At 46.4% G+C, this 10,546-nt stretch carries 12 protein-coding genes; 11 read left to right on the top strand and 1 reads right to left on the bottom strand.

Annotated features, from left to right (window positions below; all coding sequences use genetic code 11):
• The first annotated feature begins 290 nt into the window (after window positions 1-290).
• The 8 genes from FFM70_RS08075 (at window position 291) to holA (ending at window position 7,333) form a co-directional block, all read left to right on the top strand.
• Entirely contained in the window at window positions 291-587 is a 297-nt protein-coding gene (locus FFM70_RS08075; RefSeq protein WP_137616340.1) for a YlbG family protein, read from the top strand.
• A 16-nt stretch (window positions 588-603) separates the two neighbouring features.
• Entirely contained in the window at window positions 604-1,176 is a 573-nt protein-coding gene (gene rsmD, locus FFM70_RS08070) for a 16S rRNA (guanine(966)-N(2))-methyltransferase RsmD (RefSeq protein WP_137616339.1), read from the top strand.
• Window positions 1,173-1,658: a pantetheine-phosphate adenylyltransferase gene (coaD, locus tag FFM70_RS08065; RefSeq protein WP_137616338.1), complete on the top strand. Its 486-nt coding sequence runs from the start codon at window positions 1,173-1,175 to the stop codon at window positions 1,656-1,658. Before rsmD ends, coaD begins: the two co-directional genes overlap by 4 nt.
• Window positions 1,658-2,701, top strand: a complete 1,044-nt coding sequence (locus tag FFM70_RS08060) for a SepM family pheromone-processing serine protease (protein WP_137616337.1) — start codon at window positions 1,658-1,660, stop codon at window positions 2,699-2,701. Before coaD ends, FFM70_RS08060 begins: the two co-directional genes overlap by 1 nt.
• A gap of 94 nt (window positions 2,702-2,795) precedes the next feature.
• Window positions 2,796-3,506: a helix-hairpin-helix domain-containing protein gene (locus FFM70_RS08055; RefSeq protein ID WP_223877462.1), complete on the top strand. Its 711-nt coding sequence runs from the start codon at window positions 2,796-2,798 to the stop codon at window positions 3,504-3,506.
• Between the two features lie 52 nt (window positions 3,507-3,558).
• On the top strand, window positions 3,559-4,044 hold the full coding sequence (locus tag FFM70_RS08050; RefSeq protein ID WP_137616336.1) for a ComE operon protein 2: 486 nt from the start codon (window positions 3,559-3,561) through the stop codon (window positions 4,042-4,044).
• Entirely contained in the window at window positions 4,045-6,315 is a 2,271-nt protein-coding gene (locus FFM70_RS08045; RefSeq protein ID WP_137616335.1) for a DNA internalization-related competence protein ComEC/Rec2, read from the top strand.
• Window positions 6,293-7,333, top strand: coding sequence for a DNA polymerase III subunit delta (gene holA, locus FFM70_RS08040; protein WP_171002336.1), 1,041 nt, complete (start codon window positions 6,293-6,295; stop codon window positions 7,331-7,333). The genes FFM70_RS08045 and holA overlap by 23 nt, the downstream gene beginning before the upstream one ends.
• A 112-nt stretch (window positions 7,334-7,445) precedes the next feature.
• On the opposite strand, the gene rpsT is transcribed toward holA, so the two are convergent.
• Entirely contained in the window at window positions 7,446-7,700 is a 255-nt protein-coding gene (gene rpsT / locus FFM70_RS08035) for a 30S ribosomal protein S20 (protein ID WP_137607259.1), read from the bottom strand.
• Window positions 7,701-7,927: 227 nt separating this feature from the next.
• Here rpsT and rpsO point away from each other — a divergent pair, with 227 nt between their 5' ends.
• From rpsO to dapA, 3 genes are all read left to right on the top strand, one after another.
• Window positions 7,928-8,197 (top strand): 30S ribosomal protein S15, encoded by a 270-nt coding sequence (rpsO, locus tag FFM70_RS08030; protein WP_122551502.1) that lies wholly within the window; start codon window positions 7,928-7,930, stop codon window positions 8,195-8,197.
• Window positions 8,198-8,352: 155 nt separating this feature from the next.
• Window positions 8,353-9,540, top strand: a complete 1,188-nt coding sequence (locus FFM70_RS08025; RefSeq protein ID WP_223877461.1) for an MFS transporter — start codon at window positions 8,353-8,355, stop codon at window positions 9,538-9,540.
• 127 nt (window positions 9,541-9,667) lie between these two features.
• Window positions 9,668-10,543 carry a 4-hydroxy-tetrahydrodipicolinate synthase gene (dapA, locus tag FFM70_RS08020; protein ID WP_137616333.1) on the top strand — a complete coding sequence of 292 codons (876 nt, stop codon included), beginning with the start codon at window positions 9,668-9,670 and terminating at the stop codon, window positions 10,541-10,543.
• The last annotated feature ends 3 nt before the right edge of the window (window positions 10,544-10,546 follow it).

The raw sequence follows: 10,546 nt of genomic DNA, 5'->3' as shown, positions 1-10,546 counted from the left end.
CTGTTGTGAATCCAGTGATGCCGACGTTGGTTATGTCCAAATTAGATTCATGCGACTAACTTTATTAACTTTAAACAACGGATTGAGCACTTAGAACGGTTAACAACCGGAAGCGGCAATTCTCATAGCCTGATCACTAATGCAGCAGAATGGGCTAGTAACCTTCACCCTTCACCCTTCATAATGTCAACTGGTGGTACGGGTGCCAGTGCCCTGAGACAAAGTCTTGACGAACCGAGCAATCTAGCCTAACATTTAACCAGATAGAAAGTAAAAGAGGTGGCTATTCGATGGAATTTAAAGTAAAACCACGCCGTTCGGTGATCGTGTATTTACATTCGATGAAACAAATTCGGCAGTTAAAGCGTTTTGGGGTGGTCCAATATCAGTCACGCCAAGAACATTATGTCATTATTTACATGGATGAGGCACAAGTTCAGCCAGCGATGGCCAAACTCAAAAAGTTGAATTTTGTCCGGCGGGTCGAACCTTCTTATCGGCCGGATATTGATATGAATTTCGGTGAACGTGTTGATAAAGGCTTCTTTAAGCCACAGACTGGGGTTCCAGTTGATGATGAAGATTAAAGTTGGTGAAAAATAAATGCGAATCGTAGCTGGAGTTTTTGGCGGCCGACGCTTGAAGGCGGTCCCTGGCATGCAAACACGGCCGACCACGGATAAAATCAAGGAAGCTTTATTTAATATTATTGGCCCTTATTTTGATGGGGGTCGGGCGCTCGATATGTTTGCTGGTAGTGGCGGCTTGAGTATCGAAGCCGTTTCTCGCGGGGTCGATCAGGCGGTTTTAATTGACCGTCAGTATCAGGCCATCAAGACGATTAAAGATAATGTTGCAGTGACTAAAGCCCCTGAACGATTTGAAATTATCAAGGGGGATGCTAAACGCGTCCTGGAACAATTAGCTTTTAAAAATGAGCGCTTTGATTGGGTCTTTTTAGATCCGCCATACGCAAAGCAACAAATCGTTAAGGATATGCTTAAATGTCAGTCGTTGGGACTGCTTAATCCTGGTTGTCATGTCATTTGCGAAACGGATGGCAATGCTGAAATGCCGGATGAGATTACTGGGTTTAAGTTGATTCGACGTCAAAATTATGGCATTACTTATTTGACGATTTATCAAAAAATAGCAGTGGAGGATGACGCCCTATGACCATCGCAGTCTTTCCTGGGAGTTTTGATCCGATTACCCGTGGCCATTTAGATTTAATTGAACGGGCGAGTCACTTATTTGATCAATTGATTGTTGCTGTCATGACGAATACTGGCAAGCAACCCTTATTTACGAAGGCTGAAAAAGTGCAGTTAATTGAAGCTGAAGTAGCGGCCTTGCCAAATGTGAAAGTCCAAGCTGCGGCTGGTTTAACGGTCGATTTTATGGCCGCTCAACACGCGACTGTTTTAGTGCGTGGCTTGCGAAATGAGCAGGATTTTGGTTATGAGCGTGATATTGCGTGGATGAATCAATCTTTAAATGATGAGATTGAAACGGTTTGTTTGTTGGCGCGGCCACCGTATGCGTATTTCTCGTCGAGCTTGATTAAGGAAGTCGCTAAGATGGGGGCAGATGTGCGTGACTATGTCCCAGATTCAGTGGCGGCGCAGCTAGCACAACGATTAAAGGAACGCGGCTAATGACGAAATTCAAACGATTTTTACGTCACTATTGGCTTGCCATCGTGGCGGTCATTGCGATATTAGTTCTATTTTACGTTCCGCTACCGTATTATATTGAGGGGCCGGGCAGTGCTAACAATCTAAAGTCTTTTGTTAAGATCAAAGGGCATCCTGATCAACGTAAGGGTAAATTTATGTTGACCTCAGTGCTACAAGCACCAGCGCGCCCGATTACTTGGTTGTACGCGCAAGTTAATCCACATTATTCGGTCGTCAGTGCCGCTGAAGTTAATGCCGGCCAAGATGACGCAACCTACGATAAGGTGCAGAATTTTTACATGCAAAGTGCGATCAATGAAGCAATCGCGACGGCTTATTCAGCGGCCCATGCGGAATACCATAAGACTTATCGTGGGATTTATGTGTTGACCGTGCAAGCCAACTCAAAGTTTAAGTCAGACGTCAAAGTTGGCGATACGATCACCAAGGTTAACGGGCATCATTTTACGACGGCCCAAGGCTATCAGCGCTATATTGCGAAGCAAGGTGTTGGTAAAAAAGTGACAGTGACGTATCAGCACGACGGCAAGCTCAAACAAGCGACGGCACCATTGATTAAATTAAGCACGCATCGTGCCGGGATTGGGATTGGATTGACAGATAATGTCAAAGTGACCACTAAAATTCCGGTTAAAGTCAATCCAGGTGCTATCGGTGGCCCTTCAGCTGGCCTGATGTTTAGTTTGCAGATCTATCAACAACTGACTGATCAGAATATTCGTCGTGGTCGCAAGATTGCTGGGACTGGGACGATTAATCCTGACGGGTCGGTTGGCGAAATTGGTGGGATTGATAAGAAAATCATTGCCGCTAAAAAAGCGGGGGCCACGATTTTCTTTGCCCCATATCTCAAACCAACCAAAGCGGTTTTAGCACTTGAAGAAAATCACCAGACCAATTATCAGGTGGCTAAAGCGACTGCCAAGAAATATGCTCCCGAGATGAAGGTTGTGCCTGTAAGTTCATTTAACCAAGCCATAAAATATTTGAAAACACATTAAGTGGTTGTGACAATTGTCACAACCTTTTTTGTGCCTTTTTAAAGGGTTAGGATCATCTTCTACGTAACTACAAAGTGTTAGGGGATGAGAAAAATTGGTCAATGAAATTTTCAGTTGGGTGAAGGCACATCGATTGGTCACGGTCATCATTGGTGGGCTTGGCTGTTTAAGTTTTGGGGGAGTTATTTTGGTGGCGCTATTACGTCCGCCTGTTGCCGCACCACCGATGCCGGATGCGGCCTTGGGGAGTCAAGCAGTTCGGCAGCAGACGAGTTCGGGGTCGTCTAAAGGAAGTGCCAAAGCTGTGGCTAAGGCCAATAGTGGGCCATTGTACGTTGATGTGAAGGGCGCCGTGAAACAACCGGGATTGTATCAGGTTCGGACCGATATGCGCGTCGCGGATGCTTTAACGCTAGCACAGGGCATGTTACCACAAGCGGATCAAGCACAAGTTAATTTGGCAGCCAAAGTGACAGACCAGCAAGTCATCTATGTGCCAGTCAAAGGTGAAAAGCCACCAACCATGCCAGTGCCACCGACTACGGCACCCACTAATGCAGGGACACTCACAACGAGTCAGACCGGGACAAATGCGAAACCGTCGGACACCAAGGCTGTGGTTAATCTAAATACGGCCGATGTAGCAACATTGCAGAAGCTATCAGGAGTTGGTCAAAAGAAGGCTGAAAAAATCATTGCTTATCGTGAGCAACATGGTGGGTTTAAAAGTGTGGCCGACTTAAAAAAGGTTGGTGGGTTTGGCGATAAAACGTTGGCAAAATTTAAAGACCAATTGACGGTCTAGTCGTGTGCCGAACAATTTGGTATACTACTGTCATTGAAAGCGAGGCAAAATAATGAAAGATCAACGAATTCCTTGGGATCAGTATTTTATGATGCAGGCGGTATTATTGTCGACCCGGAGTACTTGCGAACGTTTATCAGTTGGGGCCACAATCGTCCGTGACAAGCGCATTATTGCCGGTGGTTATAATGGTTCAGTTTCTGGCGATGTGCATTGTATCGACGAAGGCTGTTATTTGGTTGATGGGCATTGTGTCCGCACGATTCATGCGGAAATGAATGCAATCTTACAGTGTGCCAAGTTTGGTGCCGCCACGGATGGTGCCGAGATTTACGTCACTGATTTTCCTTGTTTACAGTGTACTAAGATGTTGTTGCAAGCTGGCATTACAAAAATTCATTATTTGCGAAATTATCATAACGACGCGTATGCGATGTCATTGATTGAACGCAAACACGTTGCACTTCAACAAGTGGCTTTTGACCAAACTGACCTTGATAAACTTGGGTTGGCACATATTTTATTAAATCGTAACTAGTTGCGGGCGCTATTCTTTGCCGCTATCAGTGGCGGTCTACTGAGTAGTTGGCTGGTCGGTCAACAGTGGGTAGCCGCCATTTTGTTATTCTTCTGGTTGATTCGCGTCATGTGTCTCAAGCAGCAGCGGGTATTAGTTGTCAACTTGATTTGCGTGATCGGGTTGGCAGGGTGGCTAAGTTTCAAAAATGCGCAGTTTGTTCGAATTCAGCGCGAGAATCCACGCCAGCTTTCACTAACATTAGCGGTCCAACCGGATCAAATTAGTGTTAATGGTGGGCAGTATCAACTGGTGGCAACCAGTCAGTTGGGGCGGGTCATCGTCTATGGGCGCTTGGCGGATGCTGGTGAGCAGCACCGGTTGCAGCAATTACGTCAGCGGACCAGTTGGCGCGTTCAAGGCGAGTGGTCACCAGTCCCGCCACCGACAAATCCAGGACAGTTTAACGCGCCGAATTATTATCGTAGTCAGGGGATCTCTCATCAATTAACTTTGGCGACGGTCCAACAAATTCAAGCCAGGCCACGGTCAGGCTGGTTAGCCGGTTTGGATTTGGTACACAGTTGGCGCAAACAGTTTATGCTTGCCAGCCAGCAACTACCCAAAAGGTTGCAGCTATACGCGACTAGTCTGTTGATTGGAGCACGTCCCGCAACTTTTCGCACGGTAATGACGAGTGTTCAGCAATTAGGGCTACTGTATCTATTTAGTTTGTCCGGCATGCACGTGATCTTGCTGGTCAGTTTTTGTCGTTGGTGGCTGGTTCGTTGTCATTTGAGTCGGCCGACAATTGATCTTTGGTTACTAGGCACCTTGCCGTGGGTGCTAGTGCTGGGCGGCGGTGCGGATAGCCTCAAACGGGCAGTGGTGACGGTCATGCTGTCGATTGGCTGGCAACTTGTTACTGGCAAACCGCAACGGGCCTTGGCTGGTTGGAGTGTGGCATTGCTACTAGGTATCTGGCAAAATCCGTTGGTATTAAGTCAACTAGGGGGCCAGCTCAGTTATGGCTTGGCACTATTTCTAATTTTGCACCCACGGTTACCGGCTTGGCAGTTAGCAGGGTGGATTCAGCTATTGAGCTTACCGGTGATCTTGTTGGCGACAGCGCAGTGGCATTTGTTAACGATTGTGGTGAGCGTGTTGGTGGCACCAATTTTTACTTGGGTCTTATTGCCGTTGACTTTGATTGGTGCGAGCCTGGGATTTTGGTCGGCCAGTGTCGCAGCTTGGTGTGATTGGGGGCTGACCTTGTTTCAGACGAGTCTCGACTGGGTCGCAACACTGCCGGGACTACTCACGATTGGGCAACCGCCAGCGTGGGTAGCCTGGTTGATTGGGCTGATGACGCTCTGGCTATTGCGGCGACCAACTAAGCGGCTCTGGCTAAAATTGGGCTTGGTCTATTTTGGAATGATCGTCAGCAATCATTGGCCGCTGACAGGTGCGGTTCAATTTATTGATATTGGTCAAGGCGATTCGATCTTGATCCGGCAACCATTCAATCGCACTGTTAGTTTGATTGATACCGGTGGCCGGTTGCAGTTTCCACGGCCTAAGTGGCAACAGGGGGTCGCTCCGCGGGCACGGGTCGCAACAATAACGGTGCCATACTTGCATCAACTAGGCATTTCAGCGATTGACACCGTCTATTTATCACACAAAGATGTCGATCATATGGGTGATTTGGGTCAATTATTACAACTTATTCGGGTTCGAAAAATTGTGGTTCCCGCCGGCATGGCAGTCTTACCTAAATTTCGACAATTATTAACGCCTGCCATTGGTCATCCAATCGTCCAAGAAGCTTTAGCAGGCCAGCGGTTTACGGATGGCTTGACGGTGGTGCATCCCTTTGAGCCTGGTAAGGCAGAGAATGCGGATTCTTTAGTTTTGACAGGCGTTTTTGGTGGGCAACGCTTTATGTTTACCGGTGATCTAGATCGTGCTGGGGAGCGGGCCATCGTTGCACATTATCCGAACATGAAAGTGGATGTGTTAAAATTAGGACATCACGGTAGTAAAACGGCCTCAGATCCACAAGTGCTACGACAATTAGGGGTGCAGCGTGGGATCTTATCGGTTGGTCGCCATAATCGTTATGGACATCCCAATCCGGAGACATTAGCGACACTACGAGCCCAGCAAATCCGGACTTATTCGACGGCATTACAAGGGATGGTTACTTATCGGTTTGGCATCGGTCAAACGGGTCAATGGACAACATTTTTGAAGGAAGGTAATTATTATCAACGCACAGCAGGCCATTAAAGAAATCAAGGCGGGCCAACTCGCGTCGATCTACGTTGTGTTGGGCACGGTCGACTATTTAGCTGATCAGCTTAAACAACAATTGTTGCAGCTTATTCCGAGTGAAGAACGAACCATGAACGTGGGGAGTTACGATATGGAGACGACGCCCGTTGCAGTGGCCTTGGATGATGCGATGTCGGCACCATTTTTTGGTGAACGGCGCCTAGTCTTTATTAATCATCCCTATTTTTTAACGGGGGAACATCAAAAAAGTAAAATTGACCATGACTTAGACTCACTACAACATTACTTTGATCAACCAGAACCTGATACGATTCTGGTTCTAATGGCACCTTATGAAAAATTAGATGCCCGGAAAAAGCTGGTCAAGTCGCTTAAAAAGCAAGCGACCATCGTGGAAGTCAATCAAGTTTCCGAGCGCGAAACGCAAGCTTACGTTCAGCAAGCGTTACAGGCCAAAAAAATTTCGATTGAACCAGCTGCCTTTCAAGAATTGTTGAATCGTACGGATGGTCAACTGGGCTTGATCATGGCACAATTGCCTAAATTGATGATCTATGCAGCACAATCGCAACGAATCGATTCGGCCGCTGTCAACGCGTTAGTGACCAAATCATTAACACAAAATGTTTTTGATCTGGTGAATGATGTCTTACGTTATCACACGCAGTCGGCGGTTGAACTCTATCATGAATTGGTGGCGGCTCAAGAAGCCCCACTTAAAATCAATGCAATTTTACTTGGACAGTTCCGACTTTTACTACAAGTCAAAGTCTTAGCCCAAGCCGGTTACAGTCAGGGAAGTTTGGCTAGTACCTTAAAAGTGCATCCATACCGGGTTAAATTGGCGATGCAAGTCGTACGCCAATTTGATCAACCGACGTTACGGGCAGCTTATCTCGGCCTTTTGGAGACGGAAGTTCAGATGAAGACGACGCAACGTGATCCAGAACTCTTATTTGAATTATTTATGGTTCAATTTGTCAATGACCGTCGCGCAGTTGGGGTACGGTAAAGGCGTGATTGAGACTAAAAAGGTCGCTTAAACGGGAATTTCCACGTCTAAGCGACCTTTTTGAAAGCACAAAAAAACTCCTAAGCAGATGCTCGGGAGTTGGAAGTGCACATTACTTAGCGTAACGAGCAGCCATACGTGACTTGTCACGAGAAGCCTTGTTACGTTTGATAAGCCCTTTGGAAGCTGCTTTGTCAACAGCGCTAACGGCTGCTAAGTATAAATCATCGACGTTGTCAGCGCCGGCAGTTTTAGCATTTTCGAATTTTTTAACAGCAGTCCGCATTGCACTCATTTGAGTGGTATTACGGGCATTTGCTTTATTGTTTGTTTTCACGCGTTCAATAGCGGATTTGATAATTGGCATCAGATTCACCTCCATCATTTTTTCAACAAATGCTATTATACATAAGCCCCGGCCTGATTGCAACTGTTATGTGTAAAGTAATTTGGCTTGATATGTTCTAAGGCTTGCTTTTTAGGAGCGACTTTGCTAGACTATATCAAGTGTTCAGCAACCCTTTACTTAGTTTATCGCGCACCACCAGCGACTTACTCAGTTTAGGGCAATTATTCGAAAGGTGGTTGATACACATGGCAATTTCACGCGAAAAAAAGACGGAACTTATTAATAAATATGCCCGTCACGAAGGCGATACTGGTTCAGTTGAAGTCCAAGTTGCAGTTTTAACTGAAGACATCAACGAATTAAACGAACATTTACGTGTTCACAAGAAAGACTTCCACTCACAACGTGGGTTGATGAAGAAGATTGGTCATCGTCGTAACTTATTAGCATACTTGCGTAAGGAAGATGTTAACCGTTACCGTGATTTAATTCAAAATCTTGGTCTTCGTCGTTAATATTGAATTTCAGAAAGACTGCCTACGGGTGGTCTTTTTTTTGTAAACTTTTTTGCGGCATCGTTACAAAAACAATACATAAAATTGACCACCAACCAGTGATCGCTCACTATACTTAGAATTTAAAAGCTGATGTGAGGGCATGGTGATTAATCGTGATCGAGTTAAAACGTAATTTTCGGATTCTTTGGTTGGGAAGCCTGATCACAGAATTAGGCAATGCGATGACTTTACCGTTTATTGTGTTATATATCCAAACGCTGGGTCAGTTTACAACGCAACAACTGACTTGGCTGGGGGCGGCCGCCTTTGCTGTGACGTATGCCAGTAAAGCACTTGTTTCACCACTATGGGGACGTTTAGCCGATCAAAAGGGACGTAAGCTGATGTGCTTGCGAGCGTCTGGGGTCATGACTTTGACGATTATTGGCGTCGGATTAGCACCAAATGTTTGGGTATTGTTAGGCTTACGGGCGCTACAAGGTGCTTTCTCGGGCTATATCAATAATGCCAATGCACTCATTTCGTTAACGGCGCCAGTCGCGACTCGTGGTCAACAGTTGAGTAGATTAGTGACGGGGAGTATTACGGGCAGTTTGTTAGGCCCATTGCTTGGTGGCAGCTTGGCGAGTACGGTCGGCTATCGGGGGGCTTTTTTTGTCACTGGTAGTTTGATGGCGCTTGTTTTTGGGCTAACTTGGTGGGGCGTTACAGAACAAGTCACAGCGATTAGTCGCGCGAAATTAGTGCCATTACGGCCTATTTTACGGGACATCGGGGCACCATTTTTTATCGCCTTATTTTCATCATTATTAGTGATTCAAGCGACGACCAATGCCATCACGCCGATTCTAAGCCTGTTTGTCGGCCAATTGAGTCATCAAGCTAGTCAAGTCGTGATGATGACGGGACTCGTGGCGGCGGCCCCCGGACTGGCGACAATTTTGATGGCTGGGCGAGTTGGTCACTGGCTAGATCATTTTGGGGCCAATCGCTGTCTCGTGATTTTTTTGAGCTTAGCCATCATTAACCTTGCCTTGACCAGTCTGACGACCCAAATTTGGCAGTTGGTCGTCTTACGATTTATTTTGGGCATCGCGGATGCGGCATTGTTGCCAGCCATTCAGATTTTGACAGTTGAACGCGTTCCACGGACGGCATTTGGCCGGGTCTTTAGTCTGAATCAGTCCGCTCAATCGACAGGAAACGTGATTGGACCAGGGCTGGCAGCACTAGTGGCAACGCAATGGGGTTATCAGCCCATTTTTCTAGTGACAGCCGGTTTAGAGTTACTCGTTTTGGGATTATGGTGGGGTTATTTTCGGTCACAACCGCAACATTAAGTCAGGCATGATGGGATGAATGGCCTAGCTATTGCTTTAGTTTAAAATGTGGTAAACTGAAGAGAGTTATTTATTCGGCTCAAGTATAACTATACTTGTAAAATCTTATCGTAAGGAGTTTTAATGCATGAACTTTAAAAATGTTGATTTAATGACTGCCATGGTGACCCCTTTTAATGATCAACAGCAGGTCGATGATGAGCGCTTGAAGAGCTTGATCGAACACTTGTTGGCACATGGGACCCAAGGCTTGTTAGTTGGTGGGACGACGGGTGAAGCACCAACGTTGACCGAGGCTGAAAAATTGGGGCTACTCAAGAAGGCCGCTGAAATCGTTGCTGGTCGAGTGCCAATCATTGCCGGTACGGGGTCAAACAGTACCGCTGCGACGATTGCGTTTACGCAAAAGGTCAGCCAGATCAAGGGTATCGATGCCGCATTGGTCGTTGTGCCATATTATAATAAGCCAGATCAAGCTGGCATGATTGCGCATTTTACTGCCGTTGCCCAGCAGGGTGGTCTACCAGTGATCATCTATAATATTCCTGGACGTGTGATCGTCAAGATGAACGTTGAGACGGTTTTGGAATTGGCTCAAAATCCGAATATTATTGGGATCAAACAGTGTACGTCGATGGAAGAATACGGCGCAATCGTCGAAAATGCGCCAGCTGATTTTCTGGTTTATACCGGTGAAGACTCGCAAAGTTTAGCGGCTAAGGAAATTGGTGGTGCCGGTGTTATTTCGGTTGCTAGTCATATTTATGGTGATGAAATGACGGCCATGTTCCAAGCGGTGGCTAAAGGCGAAATAGCGAAGGCTGCGAAATACCAGCGTGATTTAACGCCAAAGATGGCCGCACTGTTTAGTGCACCATCACCATCGCCAGTTAAGGCAGCTTTAAACCATGTCGGTCAGCCGGTTGGCGAACCACGGTTGCCAATCTTGCCGTTAACTGCTGAACAACAAACTAAATTGTATACAACACTTAATATTAAATGAATC

Origin of the sequence: Lactiplantibacillus nangangensis, from assembly GCF_005405065.1 — a bacterium.
Classification (GTDB): Bacteria; Bacillota; Bacilli; order Lactobacillales; family Lactobacillaceae; genus Lactiplantibacillus; species Lactiplantibacillus nangangensis.
This window is presented reverse-complemented; position numbering and strand designations above follow the sequence as displayed.